Raw genomic sequence first — 22,210 nt, forward strand, 5'->3', positions numbered from 1 at the left:
TGCGGCGCTGTGAGAATGGCGCCTGTCTGTCTTTTCTCTGCATCCACTTCCATGAAAGCCGTCCCATGTCCGTCCGACACGACACAGACCGCTACAGCCGGCTGAGCATCTCGTTGCATTGGCTGATGCTATTGCTCATCGCCGCCGTCTATGCCTGCATGGAATTCAAAGGCATTTTCCCCAGGGGCAGCGCGGGCCGCGAAGGCATCCAGACCTGGCATTTCATGCTGGGGCTCGCCGTGCTGGCGCTGGCCTTGGTACGTATCGTCGTGGCCGTGGTCAGCCGCACACCGCCCATCGTTCCGCAGCCGCCGAAATGGCAATCGCGGACCGCGCTTCTCATGAAACTCGCGTTGTACGCTTTCATGGTCGCCACGCCGGTGCTGGGCTGGCTGGTGCTCAGCGCCAAGGGAGTGTCGATTCCGTTCTTCGGGCTGCAGTTGCCCGCGCTGATTGGCGCCGATAAGGCCACGGCCAGCGGGATCAAGGAGATCCACGAGACGCTGGCGACGATCGGGTACTTCCTGATCGGTGGGCATGCGGCGGCCGCGCTGTTCCATCACTACGTGGTGCGCGACAACACGCTGCTGCGCATGCTGGGCGGCCATCGGCGCGTGGAAGCCTGAGTGGCCAGGCGTCACCACCTGGAAAAGCACAGAAGCCAGCACATCGGCTGGCTGCGGGCCGCCGTGCTCGGCGCCAACGACGGCATCGTCTCCACGGCCAGTCTGCTGGTCGGCATCGCCGCTGCCCACGCCAGCCACGCCACGCTGGTCACGACCGGCGTGGCAGGTCTGGTGGCCGGCGCCATGTCCATGGCGGCGGGCGAATATGTCTCGGTGCATTCCCAGGCCGACACCGAGAACGCCGATCTCGCGCGCGAGCGCGCGGAGCTCGAAGCGGATCCGGTCGCCGAACGCCGCGAGTTGACCGCGATCTACACCGGCCGGGGTCTGAAGCCCGAACTGGCCAGGGAAGTTGCCGCCCAGCTCATGGCGCACGACGCGCTCGGTGCACACGCGCGCGACGAGCTGGGACTTTCCGACGTTGCCAGCGCGAGACCGGTCCAGGCGGCGCTGTCGTCGGCTGCAAGCTTCGCGGTGGGCGCCAGCCTTCCTGTGACCATCGCCGCATTCGCACCGGAAACAGGACTGTCGTGGTGGATCTCGGGAACGTCCTTGTTGCTGCTGGCAGTGCTGGGCGGCGTGGCAGCTGGCGTCGGCGGTGCGAACCCGTGGGTCGGTGCGTGGCGCGTCACGTTCTGGGGCGCTCTGGCGTTCGGCGTGACGGCTGGAGTGGGACGGCTGTTCGGCGCGGCGCTGGGTTGATGCCTGGCCGGCAACGCGCAGGGCATATCGACGTCATCAGCGACACATCTTTAACTTAACATAATATACATCGTATGAAGTAACATGATGCGGCACGAATCACCCGCATACCGATCTTCACCTCGGCTTCACGGAACCCGTATCCTGAAACACTATCCCACCAGCATCACGTCGCCGCGGCGATAAAGCGCAGCCAACTCCGCTATCCTTTCGCAGCCCACTTTCATCACAACTCCACAAGGCCGTTCATGCCCGCACCGCATCCAGATCCGTCCGCCAATCCCGTTCATCCTTCGGCGCGTGCTGGCGATGAATGCATTCTGGTGCTGCAAGGCGGCGGCGCGCTCGGTGCTTACCAGGCCGGCGTCTTCGAGTCGTTGAGCAAGGTCTACCGCGAGCCCAATTGGGTGGCCGGCATTTCCATTGGAGCCATCAACGCTGCGCTGATCACGGGCAATCCGCCGTCGCAGCGTGTGGCGCGGTTGCGTGAATTCTGGGACCTTGTGAGTTCCTCGGTCCCGCTGCCTTCGGTCTCCAGCACCGGCACGGCCCGCGAAGCGCTCAACGAAGCCAGCGCCACGCAGGCCATGGTCTACGGCGTGCCAGGGTTCTTCAAGCCGCGGTTTCCGCCCGCGCCGTTCCAGCCGCGCGGCTCGATCGAGGCCATCAGTTATTACGACACCTCGGCGCTGAAGCTGACTTTGGAGCGGCTCGTCGATTTCGACCGTCTCAACCACGATGGTGTCAGGCTGTCGGTCGGGGCCGTCAATGTGCGCACCGGCAACTTCGAGTATTTCGACTCGGCGAAACAGACGATCGACGCGCGTCACATCATGGCCAGCGGCGCGCTGCCGCCAGGATTCGCACCGGTCGAGATCGACGGTGAACACTACTGGGATGGCGGACTGGTTTCGAACACGCCGCTCCAGTATGTGCTCGACCAGCCCGGGGACAAACGCCGGACCGTGTTCCAGGTCGATCTGTTCGCAGCCAGAGGCGCCCTGCCCGGCACGCTGCAGGAAGTCACGGGGCGCGAGAAAGACATCCGTTTTTCAAGCCGCACCCGGCTCAACACCACCAACGAACTCGACCGGCAGGTGATCGCCCAGGCGGCCAAGCGGCTGATCGCCAAGCTGCCGCCCGCGCTGCGCGACGATCCCGATGTGCAGGCCTTGTCCAAGCTGCGCTGTGAAAGCGCGGTGGACGTGGTGCACCTGATCTACCGCAGCAAGCACTACGAACGCCAGTCCAAGGACTACGAGTTTTCGCGGCTGTCGATGCAAGAGCACTGGGAAAGCGGGCGCGCCGACATGGCGCACACGCTGCATGACGAGCGGTGGCTTCATCGCGCACCCGCGCAGACCGGTGTCCGGGTATTCGATCTGTCTTCCGACCATCCCACCGCGCTCCAAGCCATCGCCCCGTCGGACGCGCGCAAGACCACCGGCGTCACCAAGGCACTCACGCCCAGCAAGGCCCAAGCATGAACATCGAAGAAGTCAAAAAACGCGCCTACGCCATGCCGCTGACCAGCCCGGCTTTTCCGCCCGGGCCCTACCGGTTCGTGAACCGCGAGTTCCTCATCGTCACCTACCGCACCGACCTCGATGCGCTGCGCGCCGTCGTTCCGGAGCCGTTGCAGATCACCGAGCCGATCGTCAAGTACGAGTTCATCCGCATGCCCGACTCGACCGGTTTTGGCGACTACACCGAATCGGGCCAGGTGATCCCGGTCACCTTCGAAGGCCGCGCCGGCGGCTACGTGCATTCGATGTACCTGAACGACGAGGGCCCGATCGCCGGCGGCCGCGAGCTGTGGGGCTTTCCGAAGAAACTCGCCGCACCGAAGATGTCGGTCGAAGTGGACACCTTGCTCGGTGTGCTCGACTACGGCCCGGTGCGCGTGGCCACGGCCACCATGGGCTACAAGCACCGCACGCTGGACCACGCGGCCGTGCTCGCCGGCCTGCTCGCACCCAACTACCTGCTGAAGATCATCCCGCACGTGGACGGTGGCCCGCGCATCCTGGAATTGGTGCAGTACTATCTCGAGGACGTGACGATCAAGGGCGCCTGGACCGGGCCGGCCTCGTTGCAACTGGCCCACCATGCGCTCGCGCCGGTGGCGCAGTTACCCGTGCTGGAAGTGCTCTCGGGCACCCACATCCTCACCGACATGACCCTCGGCCTCGGCACCGTGCTGCACGACTATCTCGCCTGAATTTCGACGGATTTCGCTCAACCTCCCTCAACCAGTACTTAAACGGAAAACACGCCCATGAAACTGCAAGACAAGGTCTGTATCGTCACTGGCGCCGCCAGCGGCATCGGCAAGGAAATCGCCCTCACCTACGCGCGCGAAGGCGGCAAGATCGTGATCGCCGACCTGAACAAGGCGGCGGCGCAGGCGGCGGCCGACGAGATCGTCAAGGCTGGCGGCACGGCGATGGCGGTGGCCATGGACGTGACCAATGAAGAGCAGGTCAACAGCGCCGTGGCCGAGGTGATCGCCGCCTACGGCACGGTCGATGTCCTGGTCAGCAACGCCGGCATCCAGATCGTGCATCCGGTGGAGGAATTCCCGTTCGCCGACTGGAAGAAGATGCTGGCCATCCACCTGGACGGCGCCTTTCTCACCACCAAGGCCGTCATGCCGCACATGCAGAAGTCGGGCAAGGGTGGCAGCATCATCTACATGGGCTCGGTGCACTCGAAGGAAGCCTCGGTGCTGAAGTCGGCCTACGTCACCGCCAAGCACGGCCTGATCGGCCTGTGCAAGACCGTGGCCAAGGAAGGCGGCAAGTACAAAATTCGCGCCAATGTGATCTGCCCCGGCTTCGTGCGCACGCCGCTGGTGGAAAAGCAGATCCCCGAGCAAGCCGCAGCCCTCGGCATCAGCGAAGAAGACGTGATCAAGAAGGTCATGCTGAAGGAAACCGTGGACGGCGAATTCACCACCGTGCAGGACGTGGCCGAAGTGGCGCTGCTGTTCGCCGGTTTCGAGACCAACGCCCTCACCGGCCAGTCGCTCGTCGTGAGCCACGGCTGGTTCATGCAGTAGCTTCTGCTCACCCCCAAGTCGCTCACTTCGTGTAGCTCCACCCCCCTTGCAGGGGGCGACACCAGTGGCCCGGCAAAGGCTCTCCTGAGCTTGTCGAAGGGCCGGTTCCACGGTGTCCCAGGAATAAGACAGGGCAGTCCTTTACCGCCCTACCACTTACCTTTGGCGGCCCGCTGCTTGCGGATGGCCGCTGCAATGGCTTCGGCCGCATCGGCCTTGCCCGAGCGTTGCGCGAAGTCGATGGCACTCAGGTTCTGCAGGTTCTTCAGCGTCGGATCGGCGCCTTCGTCGAGCAGCAACTGCACCGTCTCCATGCTGCCGTAGGAGGCGGCCATCATCAGCGGCGTGGTCTTGTTGGGCGACTCGGCGTCGATGTAGGCGTAGTTGTCGAGCAGCAGCCGGATGACGTCGAGGTGGCTGCGCGTGGCCGCGTAGTGCAGCGGCGTCCAGCCGGTCTTGTTGACGTCGCCGCCGCGCGCGATGAGCTTCCGGCAGAGGTCGAGCTGGCCATTGATGGCCGCGATCATCAGCGGGCTTTCGTCCTTGTCGTTGCGCGACTCGACCACCGTTTTCGGCCAGGCGATCAACAACTCGGCCACCTTCGGCGATGGTTCGCGCAACGCGAGAAACAGGCCGGTCTGCCCTTTGGGATCCGGCGTGTTGGCGTCGAACCCGCGGTTCAGCAGCGTCTTGATGGCGTCGGGATCGTCCCGCTTCACGGCGGTGAAGAAGTCGTCGAAGGAACCGGCTCGGGTGACACCAAAACCAAGGAAAACAACAAGGTAGAGAAATGTCTTGAAGTATCGGATGAGGTTTGAGTTCATGCCATCACCCCCGTGAAAAGGCGGTCGAAGTTGTGGCTGGTGACGTCGGCGATGTTTTCCACCGTCGTATTTTTCAGCACGGCGAGCTGCTTCGCCACGAACGGCACGTACGACGGGTTGTTGGTCTTGCCCCGGTAAGGCATGGGCGCGAGATAAGGGCTGTCGGTCTCGATCAGCAGGCGGTCCATCGGCACGAAGGCCGCGACATCGCGGATGTCCTGCGCGCTCTTGAAAGTCAGGATGCCAGAGAACGAGATGTAGAAGCCCAGGTCGAGCGCGGCGCGCGCCACCTCGGCGGTTTCGGTAAAGCAGTGGAACACGCCGCCAGCCGAACCGGCCGATCCGTCCTCGCCCTCCTCCTTCAGGATGGCGATGGTGTCGTCCGAAGCGCTGCGCGTGTGGATCACCAGCGGCTTGGCCGTCTGGCGCGCGGCGCGGATGTGCACCCGGAAGCGCTCGCGTTGCCATTCCATGTCGGCGATGCTGCGGCCTTCGAGCCGGTAGTAGTCGAGCCCGGTCTCGCCGATGCCGACGATGCGCGGCAGCGCGGCGCGTTCGAGCAAGTCGGCCAGGCTCGGCTCCCGCACATCGTTGTTGTCGGGGTGCACGCCGACCGTGGCCCAGAAGTTGTCGTAGCCCGTGGCGAGCGCATGCACCTCTTCGAACTCCTCGAGCGTGGTGCAGATGCAGAGCGCGCGGTCGACCTGGGCCTCGGCCATGGCGGTGCGGATGGCGGGCAGGTTGCCCGCCAGTTCGGGATAGGAAAGATGGCAGTGGGAGTCTGTGAACATAGGAATCGGCCTCGGCGCCTGTGTGGAGTCCGGGCAAGCGGCGAAGTTAGCCGCATGAAAGGCAAACAGCGCCCGGATCGTCTAGATCGTTTGGGTGGGCCGGTCCGAACCCAGATGGCCGCCGAGCAGTTCCTCGATCTTGAGCTTGAGCAGCCGCGCCTTCTCGTCCTTCGGGAACTGGATGCCGACGCCCTGCGTACGGTTGCCCGCGGCCCGCCCCGGCGTCACCCAGGCCACGCGGCCAGCGATCGGATAGCGCTGCGGGTCTTCGGGCAACGACAGCAACACATAGACGTCGTCGCCAAGCTGGTATTCGCGCGTGGTCGGAATGAACATGCCACCTTCGGAGAACAGCGGGATATAGGCCGCATACAGCGCCGCCTTTTCCTTGATGGCGAGCTGGATGACGCTGGGACGCGGCGAAGAGGAATGGCTGCTCATGGATGGGTCGCTTCGAAGGGGATGAGATCTAGCGCTTCGAGTTTAGGGCGGTTTGCGCGCGGCTCACAAGCGTTTCGAGCATCAGCCCCGAATTAAAGGGGTGTTCGACCACACGCACCGTGGCGCCCAGTTCCTTGGACCAGCGCGTGAGGGCGTGCATCGACGCCGCCGGCGGCAGGTCCGCGTCCGCAAAGAAACGCGGCACCGCGCCGCTGTGCACCACCAGCAGGTCATGGCAGAGCTTCTGCAGCGCGTCCACCACCTGGGCCATGGCCCAATCGGCGAACACGGTGACGTCACCGCGCGCCACGGCCTTGGGCACCAGGGCCCAGGTCCTGGCGCTCTGCCCGCCGCGCGCCATCTTCAGGGCGTCGTCGGGCCGGCCGCCGGCGGCCGACAGCAGCGTGGCCGCATCGACGGCGGCGACATCCTGCGCCTGCAGCCATTGCAAGGCATCGGCCGTGTCCGGCCAGGCCATGTTGTGGCCCATGCAGCGGCTGCGGATGGTCGGCAGCAACTGGTGCGCCGCGCCGGTGGCCAGCACGAACTTCACGTCGCCGGGTGGCTCTTCCAGCGTCTTCAGCAGCGCATTCGCCGTGACGTGGTTCATGCGTTCGGCCGGATACACCAGTACCGCCTTGCCGCGGCCACGTGCACTCGTGCGCTGCGAGAACTCGACGGCATCGCGCATGGCCTCGACGCGGATCTCCTTGCTGGCCTTGCGTTTCTTGTCATCGATGTCGGACTGCGCTTTCTCCGCGAGCGGCCAGCCCAGGTCGATCATCGCCGTCTCGGGCATCAGCACGCACAGGTCGGCATGCGCATGCACGTCGATCGCATGGCAACTGCCGCATTCGCCGCACGCGCCGCGCGCCACCGACTCGGCCGAGCCATCGAAACGATCGCACAGCCACGCACGCACCAGTTCCAGCGCCAGGCTGTATTGGCCCAGGCCCGAAGGCCCCTGCAGCAGCCAGGCATGGCCGCGCTGGCCGAGCAAGGCCGTGCGCTGCGCGGCGAGCCAAGGCGGCAAGACTTCGGCTTCGACGATGTCGCTCATCTCAGGCCTTCCGGCGTCGGCACCATGATCGACAGCCACCCGCGTCGCACCAGCGTGTTGGTGATCTGCTGCCACACCGCGTGTTTCGAAGCCGCGGCGTCGATGCGCGCGAAGCGGCCGGGGGATGCTGAGGCGCGGTCGGCGTAGCCCTGCGCGACCTGGCGGAAGAATTCGACCGGCTGCGACTCGAAACGGTCCGGCACGCGCGCGCCGGCCAGGCGTTCGGCTGCGAGTTCGGGCGCGAGTTCGAACAGCAGCGTCAAATCCGGTTGGCGCACCAAATCGCCTTCTCGCGCAGGCACAGCCTGCACCCATTGCTCCAATGTCGATAGCACCCGCAGATCGAAGCCACGCCCCCCGCCCTGGTAGGCGAAGGTGGCGTCGGTAAAGCGGTCGCTGATCACTACCTCGCCGCGCGCCAGGGCCGGCTCGATCACCTGCTGCAGGTGGTCGCGCCGCGCGGCGAAGATCAGCAGCGCCTCGGTCAGCGCGTCCATGGCGTCGTTGAGCACCAGCGCGCGCAGCTTTTCGGCCAGCGGCGTGCCGCCCGGCTCGCGCGTCAAGGTGACCGTGCGGCCCTGGGCCCGCAAGGCCGTGGCCAGGGATTCGATGTGGGTCGACTTGCCGGCACCGTCGATGCCTTCGAAGCTGATGAAGATGCCGTTAGTCATGTGCGCAGTTTAAGGACAAGCCTGTCTGTTTCGGGGGACACCGCGGAACCGGCCCTTCGACAAGCTCAGGAGAGCCTTTGCCGGGCCGCTGGTGTCGCCCCCTGCAAGGGGGTGGGCGGCTACACGAAGTGAGCCAACCTGGGGGTGTTCCAAACTCATCGACGTTGAAACTGGTTCACCGCCCGATTGTGCTCCTGCAGCGTCGGGCTGAAATGGCTGCTGCCGTCGCCGCGGGCCACGAAATACAGCGCGGTGGTCTGCGCCGGCTGCACGGCCGCCAACAGGGATGCCGCGCCCGGCATCGAGATCGGCGTGGGCGGCAGGCCGTTGCGGGTGTAGGTGTTGTAGGGTGTGTCGGTTTGCAGGTCGCGCCGGCGCAGGTTGCCGTCGAAAGTGGCGCCGAGACCGTAGATCACCGTCGGGTCGGTCTGCAGCGGCATGCCGATGCGCAGCCGGTTGTTGAACACGCCGGAGATCAGCGGCCGGTCCGCGCCCTGCCCGGTTTCCTTTTCGATGATGCTGGCCAGCGTCAAAGCCTCCTCGGGCGTCTTCAACGGAATGCCGGGCTGGCGCTGGGCCCAGGCGGCGTCGAGCCTCCGATCCATCGCCAGCATGGCGCGCTTGAGCACATCGAGGTCGCTGCTGCCCTTGGCATAGGTGTAGGTGTCGGGGAAGAAGCGGCCCTCGGGGTCGACGCCCGGCCGGCCGAGCGATTTCATCAACATATCGGGCGCCAGCCCTTTGGAATCGGGCGCGAGGCGCTCTGCTTTCGAGAGCGCTTCGCGCACCTGGCGGAAGTTCCAGCCTTCCACGAAAGTCACCGAGCGAAGCGCCTGCTCGCCGCGCACCAATTTACCGAGCAGGCTGATCGGCGTGGCGCCGGGCTCGATCTCGTAGCTGCCGGCCTTGATCTGGCGCGCCTCGCCCGACAGGCGGAACCACAGGAACAGCAGGGCCGGCGGCGTCTTCACGCCCGCGTCGCTCACGGCTTCAGCCACGCCACGCGCCGAGGTGCCGGGCGGAATCGTCAGATCGAGCACCGCGTTGCCCACCGGCAAGGGTCGATGCAGCCACCACCAACCCGCGCCGCCAGCCAGGATCGCCACGACCAGCACCACACTTAAGAAACGACGCACAACCCTACCCGCCTTACGAACAATGGAGGCGCATGATAATTGACCGCATGAAACACCTACTCCATGGTTTTGCGCCGCTCTCCCATCTGGGCGTGATCCGCGTCGAGGGCGAAGACGCCGTCAAGTTCCTGCAAGGCCAGCTGACCAACGATTTCGCGCTGCTCGACGACGGCCATGCCCGCCTGGCCGCGTTCTGTTCGCCCAAGGGCCGCATGCAGGCCAGTTTCATCGGCTTCAAGCGCGGCCCGGCCGAGGTGCTGCTGGTCTGCAGCCTCGACCTGCTGGCCACGACGCAGAAGCGGCTGTCGATGTTCGTGATGCGCGCCAAGGCCAAGCTCACGGACGCGACGGACCAGTTCAAGCTGTACGGGCTGGTGGGCGATGCCGTGGCCCAGGCCATCGATCCCGCCGCAGCGCCTTGGACGCGGGTCGACGCCGGCACCAGCACCGCGGTCGCGCTGTACCCAGCCAACGGCCAGCCACGCGCGTTGCTGCTCACGCCGGCCGACGCTGCCGCGCCGACGGGTGCTGCGTTGACGACGGAGCAATGGCTCTGGACCGAAGTCCAGAGCGGCGTGGCCACGGTGTCGCAGGCGATCTTTGAAGCCCTGGTGCCGCAGATGCTGAACTACGAGTCGGTCGGCGGCGTGAACTTCAAGAAGGGCTGTTACCCGGGCCAGGAAGTCGTGGCGCGCAGCCAGTTCCGCGGCACGCTGAAACGCCGGGCCTATGTGGCTCATGCAGATGCCCCCATGTTTGCCGGCCAGGAGGTGTTTGCCGACACAGATGCCGAGCAACCCTGCGGCCTGGTGGTGCAGGCCGCGCCTGCGCCGAACGGTGGTTTCGACGCCATCGTGTCGATGCAGACGGCGGCGCAATCGGCCGGGCTCACGCTCGGCGCCGCCAGCGGGGCTTCGATCGCCTTGCTGCCGCTGCCCTACGAGCTGCTCGAAGACATTTGAGGTCCCCTCCACCGTTCGTGCTGAGCCTGTGGTCCTTCGACAAGCTCAGGGCGAACGGGGTTGGTGAACGGCTTTATACAAGCGTCCTGAACATCTCGCGGTGCGGGATGCCGGCTTCCTCGTACACCTCGCCACGCGGCGTGAAGCCGCAGCGCAGGTAGAAGGCTTCGGCGCTGGTCTGCGCGTGCAGCAGCACCTCGTGGTCGCCGCGTTCGGCCGAAGCCTTCACCAGCGCTTCGAGCACGGCACGGCCGACCCTCGTGCCGCGCAAGGCTTTTTTCACCGCCATGCGGCCGATGCGGCCAACGCCCGGCGCGCCAGGTTGCGGCAACAGGCGGCCGGTGGCCAGCGGCTGGCCCAGGCGGTTGAACACCACGGCGTGCACCGCGGTCTGGTCGGCGTCGTCCCACTCGAGTTCCTTCGGGATGCCCTGCTCTTCGACGAACACCTCGTGGCGCACGCTGCCTGCGGCCGGCCCAAATTCACTCCAGGCACCGGTCTTCAACTCGAACACCGGTTCACCTGCGGCGTACGAAGCCTGCAGCGCGCGCAGCGCCTCTGGCACCGGCGTGGGCTTCTGGGTTGAGGGGTCGGCGAAGACGTAGAGCAGTTCGCCGCTCACCAACACGGCATCGCCCCTTTTCACCGCACCGGCCATCAGCATGGAACTGTTGCCGGTGCGGATGTGTCGCAGCGTGATGTCCAGCAGGTCGTCGGCCCGCGCCGAGGCGTGGTATTCGAGCGTGGCCTTCTTCAGGTAGAACTCGCCGCCGAGCGCCTCCATGGCCTCGAAATACGGCAGGCCGAGCGCGCGCCAGTATTCGGTGATGGCCACGTCGAGGTAGGCCAGGTAATGCGCATTGAAGACGATGCGCTGCATGTCGACCTCGGACCAGCGTACGCGCAGGCGGTGGGAAAAGACTTGGCTTGGTTCGGTCATCGGGCGTCCGTGGGTGTTGTTTCGGGCAGGTGGAAGGCGGCGCGTAGGGCCTTGGCCGCGTCGCGGTGGGCCTGGCGCGCCTCGGGCAATGCCCGGCCCATCTTGATGAACTCATGCGTCACGCCGCGGTAGATGTCCAGGTCCACCGGCACGCCGGCCAGGCGCAGCCGGTCGGCATAGGCCACGCCTTCGTCGAACAGCGGGTCGTATTCGGCCAGGCCGATCCAGGCCGGCGCCACGCCGTCTACCTCCGGCACCAGCAGCGGCGCGAAGCGCCAGTCGTCGCGGTCGGCCGGCGTGCGCAGGTAGAGGTCGAAGAAGTAGTCGATGTGGGAGCGCTTGAGCACCAGGCCGTCGGCGAACATGGCGTGTGAAGGAGTGTCCTGGTCCGCCGACAGGCCGGGGTAGAACAGCAACTGCAGCGCCAGCGGGAGGCCGGGCGCATCGGCCGTAGCCCTCGCCTGCAGCGCACAGGCCGCGGCCAGGGTGCCGCCGGCGCTGTCGCCACCCACGGCCAGCGCCCCTGGCAAGGCGCCGAGTTGCGCCGCGTGGCCGGCCAGCCAGCCCAGCGCGTCCCAGGCGTCGTTGGCCGCGGTTGGAAATTTGTGCTCTGGCGCCAACCGGTAGTCGAGCGACACCACCATGCAGCCCGACAGCCGGCTCAGTTCGCGGCACAGGATGTCGTGGGTTTCGATGCTGCCGATGGTGAAGCCGCCGCCGTGGAAATACAGCAGCAGCGGCAGCACCTCGTGGGACGGTGCGTACAGCCGGGCCGGCAGCGCAAAGCCGTCGCGCGCGGGAATGCGGAAGTCTTCGACGCGCAAGAGTGCGGGCTTGGGGATTTCCAGCACGCCCGCGCCCAAGGCATAGGCGGCGCGGGCTTCGGCGCCGGTCAAGGTGTGCATCGCGGGCCGGCCGGCCTTGGCCATGCGGTCGATCACGGAACGCATCGCGGGCGTCAATCGGTGGGGCGCGGCGGGCGGCGCGCCCGGCGGACTGGGGTTACGGAGCATGGCGGGGAAGCGGCGGTCTGGGTAAAGTTGGTCATCCTACAACGAGGAAGAGACAAGACCCATGGCCCTGATCTATTACGTGACGCAGATCCAGTTCGAGTTCGGCGCCATCAAGCTGCTGAAACAGGAATGCGAACGCGTGGGCATCACCCGGCCGCTGATCGTCACCGATGCCGGTGTCAAGGCCGCCGGCGTGCTGCAGAAGGCGCTGGACGCCCTGCCCGGCATCCCGGTCGCGGTGTTCGACCAGACCCCGTCCAATCCGACCGAAGCCGCGGTGCGTGCCGCGGCCGCCGCCTACCGCGCGGGGAACTGCGATGGCCTGATCGCCGTGGGTGGCGGCTCGGCCATCGACTGCGCCAAGGGCGTGGCCATCGCCGCCACGCACGAAGGGCCGCTCGCACGCTACGCCACCATCGAAGGCGGCTCGGGTCTGATCACCGAGCGCGTGGCCCCCATCATCGCCGTGCCCACCACCAGCGGCACCGGCAGCGAAGTGGCGCGCGGTGCCATCCTCATCGTCGACGACCACAGGAAGCTTGGCTTCCATTCCTGGCATCTGGTGCCCAAGACGGCGATCTGCGACCCCGAACTCACGCTCGGCCTGCCCGCCCGGCTGACCGCCGCCACCGGCATGGACGCCATCGCCCACTGCATGGAAACCTTCATGGCGCCGGCCTTCAACCCGCCGGCCGACGGCATCGCGCTCGACGGCCTGCAGCGCGGCTGGGCCTTCATCGAACGCGCGACGCGCTTTGGTGCCGACCGCGAGGCCCGCTTCAACCTGATGAGCGCCTCGATGCAGGGCGCGATGGCGTTCCAGAAAGGCCTGGGCTGCGTGCATTCGCTGAGCCACAGCCTGGGCGGCGTCGACCCACGGCTGCACCATGGCACGCTGAACGCGATGTTCCTGCCGGCGGTGGTGAAGTTCAACGCCAGTGCCGAGTCGGTGCAGAAAGACCACCGGCTGGAGCGCATGGCCCAGGCCATGGGCCTGTCATCCGCAGGCGACATTCCCGAGGCGATCCGCGATCTGAACGCCCGGCTCGGGTTGCCCACCGGCCTGGCCGCCATGGGCGTGGCGACCGATCAGTTCGACCACATCATCAGCGGCGCGCTGGCCGACCATTGCCACAAGACCAATCCGCGGATTGCGACGGCGGACGAATACCGCGGGTTGCTCGAAGAAGCGATGTAGTCGCGGCGCCGTCAAACGCTGAGCGCACAGCGAAAGCCGCGTGCCGCGTAGTACGACTGCACGCCGTTGTGGTACGTGAAGACCCGGCCATAACGCCGGTCGCCGAACAGCGCGCCGCCGCGCGCTCTGATTTCGGGCGGTGTCGCCAGCCAGCTGGAGGTCTTCAGGTCGAACTCGCCGAACCGCTGGAGCTCGGCGTACTGCGCCTCGGTCAATAGTTCGGCGCCCATGCGTTGGGCCATGCCGAGCGCACTCCCCTCGGGCCGGTTCTCCTTGCGTGCCATCAGGGCTGGTTCATCGAAACACAGGCTGCGGCGACCTTGCGGGCTCTCCGTGGCACCATCGCAGAACAGGTAGGCGCCGTGCGCATCCGCCGCGCCGATCACATCGGGCTCGCCGCCCGTGTTTTCCATTTCGAGCAGCGTTTTCAGCTTGCCGGGGTGCGCCTGCAGCCGGGCCTGGACGGCAGCCCAATCGACGGTGGCATGCCGATGCGGGTGGTCAGCGAAGCGTTGCTTCAACACCTCGATGAAAGTATCTCGTTGTTTGGCATCCATGCGGTTCGCTCCTCTGCCCTGGTCACACAAACGCGCCCATGTCCGTCTTCGCGCTCCAGTCGATCGGGTCCTGTTGCAGCACCATGTCGATGTCGAGCCCAAGCGTGAGGCCGACGACATCGGGGAAACTCACGGCCAGCGCCTTGTCGTCGAGGTTGGCTTCCTTGGCGCGCGCGCGCCAGGTCGCCAGGTGCACGACACCGGCCAGCGGCTCGTAGGCGTCGTTGTCGAAGGGTTCGATCTGGTGCTGCAGGGCGTCCACGATCAGGTCGGGAAACTGCCACTTGCGGGCAAAACCCGCGCCGACTTCCGCATAACAGTAGCCGAACATGCGCTGCTCGGTGCGCGCGCGCCTCAGGTCGAGCACCGGCGTGATGCGGTTCAGCGGCGCCATGGCGTCGGGCATGCCGAGGTGCATCACCAGTTCGCCGACGGCATGGATCAGGCCGGCGGTGAAGGCCGTGGCCTGGTTCTGCCGCACCATGCCGGCGAGCGACCGCGAGATCTTGGCGCTGTTGACGCTGTAGCGCCAGAACTGCTGCATGTCGATGCCCGGCACGGAACGGAAGCTGCCGCCCAGCGCGGCCGCCGTGGCAAGGGTTCGCAGGTGCTCCACCCCCAGCACCGCCAGCGCCTCGGGAATGCTGCTGACCTTGCGCGCAAGCTGGAACATCGAGGCATTGGCCAGCGTCAGCAGCCGCGTGGTCAGCGCAGGGTCGGCGCTGATGAGCTGGCTCATCTTGCGCAGGTCGGGATCCTTGCGCCCCAGTTCGCTCAGCAACAGCGCCACCACCTTGGGGATGCTTGGCAGCGCGGCCTCGGAAGTCAGCAGGACGCTCAACTCCATAGCATGGACTCAGGTACGGATGTGAAAGGCATGTGGGATTATGTATGTCCGCTTCACCGCTTGGTCTGCAATTTCGCAAATGCCGAAGCCATGGCCGACTGCGCCACGGGTTCGTTCTGCCGGCGCGGCATCTGCTGTCCGCGCCCTGCCCCTTCGAAACGGTTGTCGCGCGGGCCATCCTTGCGCGCCGGCGCGGCGTCCAGGCGCATGGACAGGCCGATGCGCTTGCGCGCCACGTCCACCTCCATCACCTTGACCTTGACGATGTCGCCGGTCTTGACGACCTCGCGCGCGTCGTTGACGAACTTGTGGCTCAGCTGGCTCACGTGGACCAGGCCGTCCTGGTGCACGCCGAGGTCGATGAAGGCGCCAAACTGGGCGACGTTGCTCACCGTGCCCTCCAGGATCATGCCTTCGACCAAGTCCTTGATGTCGTCCACGCCGTCGTTGAAACGCGCCACCTTGAAGTCGGGGCGCGGGTCGCGGCCGGGTTTCTCGAGCTCGCCGAGGATGTCCTTCACCGTGATCACGCCGAATTTCTCGTTGGCGAAGAGTTCGGGGCGCAGGCTCTTGAGCATCTCGGCGCGGCCCATGAGTTCGGCCACGGGTTTGCCGGTCTGGGCGATGATCTTCTCGACGACCGGGTAGGTCTCGGGATGCACACCCGTCATGTCCAGCGGGTTCTCGCCGCCGCGGATGCGCAGGAAGCCGGCACTGAGCTCAAAAGTCTTGGCGCCCAGGCCGCTGACCTGCATCAGTTGCTGGCGGCTGGCGAAGGCGCCGTTGGCCTCGCGCCAGCGGACCACCGCCTTGGCCACGCTGGCCGACAGGCCGGAGACCCGCGACAGCAGCGGCACGCTGGCCGTGTTCAGGTCCACACCGACCGAGTTCACGCAGTCCTCGACCACGGCTTCCAGCGTGCGCGCGAGTTCGCTCTGGTTCACGTCGTGCTGGTACTGGCCCACGCCGATGGACTTGGGATCGATCTTCACCAATTCGGCCAACGGATCCTGCAGGCGCCGCGCGATGCTGGCCGCGCCGCGCAGGCTCACGTCCACGTCGGGCATTTCCTGCGAGGCGAATTCGCTGGCCGAATAGACGGAGGCGCCGGCCTCGCTGACCACCACCTTTTGCACGTCCACCGCCGGCATGCCGGCCTGATCGGCCATCTTGGCGAGCAGCTTGATCAGGTCGGCGGCGAGCTTGTCGGTCTCGCGACTGGCCGTGCCGTTGCCGATGGCGATCAGGTTCACACCGTGTTTGGCGCAGAGCTTGCCCAGCGTGTGCAGCGAGCCTTCCCAGTCCTTGCGCGGCTCGTGCGGGAACACGGTGGCGGTTTCCACCAGCTTGCCGGTGGTGTCGACCACGGCCACCTTCACGCCGGTGCGGATGCCGGGGTCCAGCCCCAGCACCACGCGCGGGCCGGCCGGCGCGGCCAGCAGCAGGTCGCGCAGGTTGTCCGCGAAGACCTTGATCGCCACCTTCTCGGCCTCCTCGCGCAGGCGTGCGAACAGGTCGCGCTCGGTGGACATGCTGAGCTTGACGCGCCAGGTCCAGGCCACGCATTTGCGGATCAGGTCGTCGGCCGGCCGCGCCGCGTGGCTCCAGCCCAGGTGCAGGGCGATGCGGCCTTCCGCCATCGATGGCTTGCCCGGCTCGGGTTCGACCGGCAAGGCCAGCTTGGCGTCGAGGATTTCAAGGCCCCGGCCGCGGAACACGGCCAACGCGCGGTGCGACGGCACGCGGCCGATGGGTTCGTCGTAGTCGAAGTAGTCGCGGAACTTGGCCACGTCCGGGTCGTTCTCGTTCTTGGCTTCCACGCGTTTGCTCTTGAGCAGGCCCTCGTCCCACAGCCACTGCCGCAGGTTCTGCACCAGGCCGGCGTCTTCGGCCCAGCGTTCGGAGAGGATGTCGCGCACGCCGTCGAGCACGGCCTGCACCGTGGTGAAGTCGTCGCCGTTCTCGCCCTTCTCGGCTTTCACGAAAGCCTGGGCTTCATCGGCGGGCACCAACGATGGATTCTCGAACAAGCGGTCGGCCAGCGGTTCGATGCCGGCTTCGCGCGCGATCTGGCCCTTGGTGCGGCGCTTGGTCTTGAACGGCAGGTAGAGGTCTTCGAGTTCCTGCTTGGTGGCGGCATGGAACAGCGCCACCCGCAGTGCGTCGGTCATCTTGCCCTGCTCTTCGATGCTGGCGACGATGCTTTCGCGCCGGTCTTCGAGTTCGCGCAGGTAGCTCAAACGCGCTTCGAGCTCGCGCAGCTGGATGTCGTCGAGGCCGCCCGTGACTTCCTTGCGGTAACGCGCGATGAAGGGCACGGTGGCGCCGCCGTCGAGCAGTTCGACGGCGGTTCTGACCTGTTCTTCACGAACCTTGATTTCTGCGGCGAGCTGGCGAATGATTTTCTGCATAGGGCGCTGGATCGGAAAGGAGAGCGGAGAAAGGGCGAGAGTTTAAGCGCGGCCGAATGAGGCATTGCCCCGTGCGCAAAGTGTTACCTGCCCAATTGGCATCTGGCGCAATATGGGTCGGCATCGCCAGCTATCCAATCGATAGCATTCCAGGTGGAAATGTAACGGGTGGCGCGAGACCGGGAACGATCCACGGACGCCATCAGGCCAGCGCACTGCGCAGCAGCGCCAGGCTTTCCGCGGCCTTGTCGAAGTCGTAGGCCTGCAGCGCCAGACCCAGTGCGTTGGCCATGACGCGCATGTTGCTGCCCTGGAGCCGCGCCACGCATTCAGCCGCCTTGTCGATGGCGTCGGCATCGCTGTTGTCGATCAGCACCGAAAGCTCGGCGAGCAAGCCGAGCACCGCCTGGCGCTCCTGCGCCGACATCCCGGCCGCCGGCGGGTCCGCGGGCCCGGTGCCGCCGGCGGGTGGCAACAGCCGGTCGATCCCTTCCACCACACGCGCGAGTTCATCCAGCACGGGCTTCAGCCGCGATGCCAAGGCCGTGGTGTCGATGGTCTCGGCGAGGCAGCCTTCCTCCAGCCGCGCCGCGGCATCCTGCAATTCGCGCGCGCCGAGGTTGCCGGCCAGGCCCTTGAGCGTATGGGCCAGCCGCGCCGGCGCGCCCGCATCGGCTTGCCCGAGCGCGGCTTCGAAACGGCCAGCGAAGTCGCGTTCGCTGTTGGCGAACTTGCGCAGCATGCGCCGATAGAAAGACACGTTGCCCGACATCACCCTCAGTCCGGCCAGCACCTGGATGCCGGGCAGGTCGGGCAGGTCCGGCGGCAACGATGCCGCCCCAGCCGCGCCGCGCGCGCGGCGCACCGCCAGCGCCGTCGATACCGTCGATTGGGCGGGCTCCGGGGCCGTCGCGCCGCCGGCCACCCGCATGCCCTGCGCCGGGGCGCTCGGGCGCACCCATCGGGCGATGGTGGTGAACATGGTGGTCACGTCCAGCGGCTTGGTGATGTGGTCGTTCATGCCGACCGCGAGCACGCGCTCCCGGTCGCGGCTCATGGCGTTGGCGGTCATGGCAATGATCGGCAACTCGGCATGGCGCGGGTCCTGACGCAGGATCGAGGTGGCGGTGTAGCCGTCCATCACGGGCATCTGGCAGTCCATCAGCACCGCGTCGAAGCGATGCGGCCCGGCCAGCATGTCGATCGCCTCCTGGCCATTGCTGGCCACGGCCACCTCCACGCCGGCGTTGCGCAGCAGCTCGATTGCCAGTTCCTGGTTGATCTCGTTGTCTTCCACCAGCAGCAGCTTCAGGCCGCGCAGCCTGGCCGCGCTTTCACGGATCGATTCGCGCTGCACGACCTGACGCGTCTGCTCGACGAAGGGCGCGCTGCCGATCACGCGGTTCAGGGTGTCGTAGAGGGTGGAGGCGGTCACCGGCTTGGTGAGCACGCCCTGGATGCCCACGCCCGATTGCTGCGCCGCATGCAGCGCCTCCGTGCGGCCGTACGCGGTGACCATCACCACCTTGGGCAGCGGAACACCGGCCTGCGACTGCAGCCGCTTCAAGGTGGCGATGCCGTCGAGCTCGGGCATCATCCAGTCGAGCAGGATCATGTCGTAGGGCTGACCCTTCTGGTGGGCCTGCACCGACAGCGCCACCGCGCTGCCACCGTTGTCGGTCACGTCGACCTGCAGGCCGAAGGCCGTGCTCATGTGGCCGAGGATCTCGCGTGCGCTGTCGTTGTCGTCCACCACCAGCACGCGGGTGCGCTGGAATTCCGGCCGGCGCGCCTTGCGCCGTTCGTAGTCCTGCTCGGCCTGGCGCTGGAACCGCGCCGTGAAATGAAAGGTGCTGCCGACGCCGGGCTGGCTTTCGACCCAGAGTTCGCCGCCCATCAGCGCCGTCAGGGTCTTGGAAATCGTCAGGCCGAGCCCGGTACCGCCGTATTTGCGCGAAGTCGAGGTATCGGCCTGCGTGAAGGCCTTGAACAGCCGGCCGATCTGCTCCTCGTTCAGGCCGATGCCGGTATCGCGCACCCAGAAGTGCAGGGCTACGTCCCGTGGGTCCCGTGCCTCCCGTCCTTCCCGTCCTTCCCGCGCATGGCCGGCATCGGCGTGCGGCCCTTGCGTATCGGAAGCGGGTTGGACGCCGACCACGATCTCCCCTTCGGAGGTGAACTTCAGCGCGTTGCCGGCCAGGTTCAGCAGCACCTGGCCCAGCCTGAGCGGGTCGCCCATCAGGGCGGTGGGGATGTCGGGATCGACATCGAACAGGAATTCCACACCCTTGTCGTCGGCGCGCGAGCCCAGCAGGTTGGCCAGGTTTTCCAGCACGTCGTCGAGCTGGAAGTTCGTCACCTCCATTTCCATCCTGCCGGCTTCGATCTTCGAGAAGTCGAGGATGTCGTTGATGATGCCCAGCAGGTTGTTGGCCGACAGATGGACCTTCTCGATGTAGTTCTTCTGCTTGGCGTTGAGCTCGGTGTTCAGCGCCAGGCTCGACATGCCGATGATGGCGTTCATCGGCGTGCGGATCTCGTGGCTCATGTTGGCCAGGAAGTCGGACTTGGCGCGGTTCGACTCCTCGGCCGCCTGCTTGGCCTGCAGCGTGGCGATCTCGGCCTCCTTGACCGCGGTGATGTCCTGGCTCACGCCGAAGATCTCGGTCATGCGCCCGTCCGCGCCGCGTTCGACGTGGCCCAGCGTGTGGATCCAGATGACCCGGCCATCGACCGGCCGCCGGTACTGGTAGGTGGCATCGAACACCGGCACCCGCCCGGTCACGGCGTCGCGGAAATTCTGCGCAGCCACGTGGGCGAGTTCGGGGTTGGCTTCGAACATGCGGTCCCACAGTTCGGCCTTGGCGTCGTATTTCCAGTCGGGCGGCCGAGGCGCCTCGCCGCACAGCGAGGCCATGCGTGCAGACGAATAGATGGTGTCGAGTTCGCCCGACTTGGCATGCCACTGGCCGGACTGGGCCAGCGCCAGGGCCTGGTTGGCCAGGTGGTTGGCACGGGCGAGCTCGGCGGCCACCCGCTTCCCGTTCTCGTTCACCTGCTTCAGGTTGTCGCGCATCACGGCCAGCTTGCCGAGGATGCTGTCCCGGTTGTTGTCCTGCACGGTGATGGCGGTGTCCAGGTCGCCTGCGGAAATGCCCTTGATGCTGGCATGCACGGCGTCGATCGTGCCGCCCATGACGCGTTCGAGCTTGGCAACGAAGGCATTGAAGCTGACCGACACCTCGTCGAACTCGCGTATGGGATTGGCCTTCAGGCGCAGGCCGAGGTCGGCATCGCCGCTGGCGATGTGCATCAAGGCATCGCGGATCCGGCGCAGCGGCTTGAGCACGGCGACCGACACCGACAGATAGAGGGCGGCCATCGCGATGAGGTTCACGGCGATGCTCTGCAGCAGGAAGCGGTACAGCTCGCGTTGCAGGCCGGCTTCGATGCGCGCGCGCGTCGCATAGATCTGTACGTCGCCCAGGTCTCGCAACGCCCCGGCGTCGAGCTTGTGCAGCTGCACCGATTTGACGATGTCCGCCGTCATCGGGTGGTCCAGCGCTTCGATGCGGTCGCCGATCTTCTGAAAGCCGAGCGCGCGGTTCTGTCCGTACTGCACGCGGATGCCGGCCACGTAGGCGGAGCCCATTTCCGCGCGAACGATGAGCTCGATCTGGTCCTGGTTGAACTCCCAGATGGCCACCGGCAGGCTGGTGGACAGCCGCGAGGCCGCACTGTCCAGCTGCTCGTCCATCTCCTGGGTCCGCTCGGCCTGGCTGACGTGATAGTTCCAGGCGCCGAAGGCGGCCAGTCCGATCGAGATCGCGGTCAGGAAGACCAGGATCAGCCGGGTTCGAATGGAGTTGGTCACCACAATGGATCAACCATCACAAAGGGGCGAACGGCTTGATGTCATAGTGCTTCAGTCCTTCCACATAGTATTTCCTGGGCAGACCTTCCCTTTGCATCTCCCTGAGCGCCCGCTCCAGCCTCGCGCCCACTTCGGCATGCCTGCGGTGGAGAACGAAGTACAGCGGCTCGGAGGCCCAGGCATGGGGCCAGCGCACGACGCCGGGCACCGGCCTCTCGCGCAGTGCCACCTCCGCGTCGACATGGGTCATGAGCACCACGTCGAAACGGCCGGCGGACAACATGTCGAACAGCGTCGCATTGGTTTGCGTTTCGGTCACCTGCAGACCCTCGGTGTACTTGCGCAGCACCGCCACGCCCTTCGGAATGCCGAAGCGCATCAGGCGCAGATCGTCCCGGCCGCGGCCCTCGAAGCCGGCGGAATGGCCATACGCGGCGACTTCGGCCGTGACGTGCGACACGGAAAGCCGCAGCAGGTTGGGATCGTTCCTGTCGATGCCGTCGATGCGCATCAGGTCGCCGTCGAGCTCGCCGTCGCTCACCAAACCGATCGAGCGCGTCAGCGGCATGCGCTGGAACTGCATGGCGATGCCGGCCCGCCGGCCTGCCTCGGTGATGACGCGCTCGGCAATGTCGGACAGCGGCGAGTCGATGGCCCGGCCGATCTGCAGCAACTCCTGCGCTGCGCCGTTCGACAGATGCACGATCGCCAGCAAACCCAGTGCACAAGCAAGAATTGGACGGCGAGCACGTGTTTTCAATTGTTTCAAAAGCCGTTTTTGGTACACATCGTACGCCCTCGACCGGGGTGAGGCAAGCCGATCGGAGGCGGCAAAGCCTGGTTCATCAGCACCAACGATATTCAAACTTCATAGCATGAAATGCGCTACGGGCATGGCGTCCGGACGATCGGCCTTGGTCCGCATCTCCCTTCGGCTTGTAAGGCAAATTCCTAGTTCAGGAATAGCAGCCCCCCGACTTAATCTTTTTCGGGCCAGCTTCTACAGTCTCTTACATCTTTTTCACCTTTCATGGCTTCCCCGGCCTTCCCTCAACAATACCCAGGAATTGAGCAATGACGAACCGGCACTTTGATT

Annotated in this window: 20 protein-coding genes; 7 read left to right on the forward strand and 13 right to left on the reverse strand. The window is 66.1% G+C overall.

The features are described 5' to 3' along the window. Nucleotides 1-65: 65 nt before the first annotated feature. The 5 genes from RD110_RS13940 (at nt 66) to RD110_RS13960 (ending at nt 4,389) form a co-directional block, all read left to right on the forward strand. Complete coding sequence (locus tag RD110_RS13940; protein ID WP_076200039.1) at nt 66-626, forward strand: cytochrome b; 561 nt, start codon at nt 66-68, stop codon at nt 624-626. Beyond that, nucleotides 627-1,328 carry a VIT1/CCC1 transporter family protein gene (locus tag RD110_RS13945; protein WP_076200040.1) on the forward strand — a complete coding sequence of 234 codons (702 nt, stop codon included), beginning with the start codon at nt 627-629 and terminating at the stop codon, nt 1,326-1,328. 248 nt (nt 1,329-1,576) lie between these two features. Continuing rightward, a complete protein-coding gene (locus RD110_RS13950; protein WP_076200041.1) occupies nt 1,577-2,815 on the forward strand; it encodes a patatin-like phospholipase family protein in 1,239 nt (412 codons plus the stop codon). After that, the gene (locus RD110_RS13955) at nt 2,812-3,549 is read left to right on the forward strand and encodes an acetoacetate decarboxylase (RefSeq protein WP_076200042.1); all 738 of its coding nucleotides are present in this window, start codon (nt 2,812-2,814) and stop codon (nt 3,547-3,549) included. Before RD110_RS13950 ends, RD110_RS13955 begins: the two co-directional genes overlap by 4 nt. 57 nt (nt 3,550-3,606) lie before the next feature. After that, nucleotides 3,607-4,389 carry a 3-hydroxybutyrate dehydrogenase gene (locus tag RD110_RS13960; RefSeq protein ID WP_076200043.1) on the forward strand — a complete coding sequence of 261 codons (783 nt, stop codon included), beginning with the start codon at nt 3,607-3,609 and terminating at the stop codon, nt 4,387-4,389. Between the two features lie 149 nt (nt 4,390-4,538). Here the strand turns inward: RD110_RS13960 and RD110_RS13965 are convergent, their stop codons facing one another. The 6 genes from RD110_RS13965 to mltG all read right to left on the reverse strand — a co-directional run bounded on the left by RD110_RS13965 (nt 4,539) and on the right by mltG (nt 9,312). Continuing rightward, the gene (locus RD110_RS13965) at nt 4,539-5,213 is read right to left on the reverse strand and encodes an ankyrin repeat domain-containing protein (RefSeq protein ID WP_076200044.1); all 675 of its coding nucleotides are present in this window, start codon (nt 5,211-5,213) and stop codon (nt 4,539-4,541) included. Beyond that, complete coding sequence (locus RD110_RS13970) at nt 5,210-6,004, reverse strand: TatD family hydrolase (RefSeq protein ID WP_076200045.1); 795 nt, start codon at nt 6,002-6,004, stop codon at nt 5,210-5,212. Before RD110_RS13970 ends, RD110_RS13965 begins: the two co-directional genes overlap by 4 nt. Nucleotides 6,005-6,085: 81 nt before the next feature. Next, nucleotides 6,086-6,445, reverse strand: a complete 360-nt coding sequence (locus RD110_RS13975; protein WP_076200046.1) for a PilZ domain-containing protein — start codon at nt 6,443-6,445, stop codon at nt 6,086-6,088. Nucleotides 6,446-6,473: 28 nt separating this feature from the next. Continuing rightward, nucleotides 6,474-7,505, reverse strand: coding sequence for a DNA polymerase III subunit delta' (locus RD110_RS13980; protein WP_076200047.1), 1,032 nt, complete (start codon nt 7,503-7,505; stop codon nt 6,474-6,476). Continuing rightward, nucleotides 7,502-8,176 (reverse strand): dTMP kinase, encoded by a 675-nt coding sequence (gene tmk, locus RD110_RS13985; RefSeq protein WP_076200048.1) that lies wholly within the window; start codon nt 8,174-8,176, stop codon nt 7,502-7,504. The genes RD110_RS13980 and tmk overlap by 4 nt, the downstream gene beginning before the upstream one ends. Nucleotides 8,177-8,331: 155 nt before the next feature. After that, nucleotides 8,332-9,312: an endolytic transglycosylase MltG gene (mltG, locus tag RD110_RS13990; RefSeq protein ID WP_076200049.1), complete on the reverse strand. Its 981-nt coding sequence runs from the start codon at nt 9,310-9,312 to the stop codon at nt 8,332-8,334. Nucleotides 9,313-9,359: 47 nt separating this feature from the next. Between mltG and ygfZ the strand changes: the two genes are divergently transcribed. Beyond that, nucleotides 9,360-10,274: a CAF17-like 4Fe-4S cluster assembly/insertion protein YgfZ gene (gene ygfZ / locus RD110_RS13995; protein WP_076200050.1), complete on the forward strand. Its 915-nt coding sequence runs from the start codon at nt 9,360-9,362 to the stop codon at nt 10,272-10,274. A 73-nt stretch (nt 10,275-10,347) separates the two neighbouring features. Here the strand turns inward: ygfZ and RD110_RS14000 are convergent, their stop codons facing one another. Further along, nucleotides 10,348-11,214 (reverse strand): YbgC/FadM family acyl-CoA thioesterase, encoded by an 867-nt coding sequence (locus tag RD110_RS14000; RefSeq protein WP_076200051.1) that lies wholly within the window; start codon nt 11,212-11,214, stop codon nt 10,348-10,350. Beyond that, the gene (locus RD110_RS14005; RefSeq protein ID WP_076200052.1) at nt 11,211-12,227 is read right to left on the reverse strand and encodes an alpha/beta hydrolase; all 1,017 of its coding nucleotides are present in this window, start codon (nt 12,225-12,227) and stop codon (nt 11,211-11,213) included. The genes RD110_RS14000 and RD110_RS14005 overlap by 4 nt, the downstream gene beginning before the upstream one ends. A 61-nt stretch (nt 12,228-12,288) precedes the next feature. On the opposite strand from RD110_RS14005, the gene RD110_RS14010 reads away from it, so the two are divergent. Beyond that, nucleotides 12,289-13,425: an iron-containing alcohol dehydrogenase gene (locus tag RD110_RS14010; RefSeq protein ID WP_076200053.1), complete on the forward strand. Its 1,137-nt coding sequence runs from the start codon at nt 12,289-12,291 to the stop codon at nt 13,423-13,425. An 11-nt stretch (nt 13,426-13,436) separates the two neighbouring features. Here the strand turns inward: RD110_RS14010 and RD110_RS14015 are convergent, their stop codons facing one another. The 5 genes from RD110_RS14015 to RD110_RS14035 all read right to left on the reverse strand — a co-directional run bounded on the left by RD110_RS14015 (nt 13,437) and on the right by RD110_RS14035 (nt 21,979). Further along, nucleotides 13,437-13,982, reverse strand: a complete 546-nt coding sequence (locus RD110_RS14015; RefSeq protein WP_076200054.1) for a DUF4256 domain-containing protein — start codon at nt 13,980-13,982, stop codon at nt 13,437-13,439. 22 nt (nt 13,983-14,004) lie between these two features. Then, the gene (locus RD110_RS14020) at nt 14,005-14,829 is read right to left on the reverse strand and encodes an HDOD domain-containing protein (protein ID WP_076200055.1); all 825 of its coding nucleotides are present in this window, start codon (nt 14,827-14,829) and stop codon (nt 14,005-14,007) included. A gap of 53 nt (nt 14,830-14,882) precedes the next feature. Continuing rightward, nucleotides 14,883-17,240 (reverse strand): Tex family protein, encoded by a 2,358-nt coding sequence (locus tag RD110_RS14025; RefSeq protein WP_076200056.1) that lies wholly within the window; start codon nt 17,238-17,240, stop codon nt 14,883-14,885. Nucleotides 17,241-17,442: 202 nt separating this feature from the next. Next, the gene (locus tag RD110_RS14030; RefSeq protein WP_157900184.1) at nt 17,443-21,114 is read right to left on the reverse strand and encodes a hybrid sensor histidine kinase/response regulator; all 3,672 of its coding nucleotides are present in this window, start codon (nt 21,112-21,114) and stop codon (nt 17,443-17,445) included. 16 nt (nt 21,115-21,130) lie between these two features. Then, nucleotides 21,131-21,979: a substrate-binding periplasmic protein gene (locus tag RD110_RS14035; RefSeq protein WP_157900185.1), complete on the reverse strand. Its 849-nt coding sequence runs from the start codon at nt 21,977-21,979 to the stop codon at nt 21,131-21,133. Between the last annotated feature and the right edge of the window lie 231 nt (nt 21,980-22,210).

This window comes from Rhodoferax koreense, from assembly GCF_001955695.1.
In the GTDB taxonomy this organism is placed as follows: Bacteria; Pseudomonadota; Gammaproteobacteria; order Burkholderiales; family Burkholderiaceae_C; genus Rhodoferax_B; species Rhodoferax_B koreensis.

What these genes read in the sequence shown, in the direction of transcription:
- RD110_RS13940 (WP_076200039.1), top strand. Translation starts at nt 66, where the DNA reads ATGTCCGTCCGACACGACACAGACCGCTACAGCCGGCTGAGCATCTCG.
- RD110_RS13950 (WP_076200041.1), top strand. Translation starts at nt 1,577, where the DNA reads ATGCCCGCACCGCATCCAGATCCGTCCGCCAATCCCGTTCATCCTTCG.
- RD110_RS13955 (WP_076200042.1), top strand. Translation starts at nt 2,812, where the DNA reads ATGAACATCGAAGAAGTCAAAAAACGCGCCTACGCCATGCCGCTGACC.
- RD110_RS13960 (WP_076200043.1), top strand. Translation starts at nt 3,607, where the DNA reads ATGAAACTGCAAGACAAGGTCTGTATCGTCACTGGCGCCGCCAGCGGC.
- RD110_RS13965 (WP_076200044.1), bottom strand. Translation starts at nt 5,213, where the DNA reads ATGAACTCAAACCTCATCCGATACTTCAAGACATTTCTCTACCTTGTT.
- RD110_RS13970 (WP_076200045.1), bottom strand. Translation starts at nt 6,004, where the DNA reads ATGTTCACAGACTCCCACTGCCATCTTTCCTATCCCGAACTGGCGGGC.
- RD110_RS13975 (WP_076200046.1), bottom strand. Translation starts at nt 6,445, where the DNA reads ATGAGCAGCCATTCCTCTTCGCCGCGTCCCAGCGTCATCCAGCTCGCC.
- RD110_RS13980 (WP_076200047.1), bottom strand. Translation starts at nt 7,505, where the DNA reads ATGAGCGACATCGTCGAAGCCGAAGTCTTGCCGCCTTGGCTCGCCGCG.
- tmk (WP_076200048.1), bottom strand. Translation starts at nt 8,176, where the DNA reads ATGACTAACGGCATCTTCATCAGCTTCGAAGGCATCGACGGTGCCGGC.
- ygfZ (WP_076200050.1), top strand. Translation starts at nt 9,360, where the DNA reads ATGAAACACCTACTCCATGGTTTTGCGCCGCTCTCCCATCTGGGCGTG.
- RD110_RS14000 (WP_076200051.1), bottom strand. Translation starts at nt 11,214, where the DNA reads ATGACCGAACCAAGCCAAGTCTTTTCCCACCGCCTGCGCGTACGCTGG.
- RD110_RS14005 (WP_076200052.1), bottom strand. Translation starts at nt 12,227, where the DNA reads ATGCTCCGTAACCCCAGTCCGCCGGGCGCGCCGCCCGCCGCGCCCCAC.
- RD110_RS14010 (WP_076200053.1), top strand. Translation starts at nt 12,289, where the DNA reads ATGGCCCTGATCTATTACGTGACGCAGATCCAGTTCGAGTTCGGCGCC.
- RD110_RS14015 (WP_076200054.1), bottom strand. Translation starts at nt 13,982, where the DNA reads ATGGATGCCAAACAACGAGATACTTTCATCGAGGTGTTGAAGCAACGC.
- RD110_RS14020 (WP_076200055.1), bottom strand. Translation starts at nt 14,829, where the DNA reads ATGGAGTTGAGCGTCCTGCTGACTTCCGAGGCCGCGCTGCCAAGCATC.
- RD110_RS14025 (WP_076200056.1), bottom strand. Translation starts at nt 17,240, where the DNA reads ATGCAGAAAATCATTCGCCAGCTCGCCGCAGAAATCAAGGTTCGTGAA.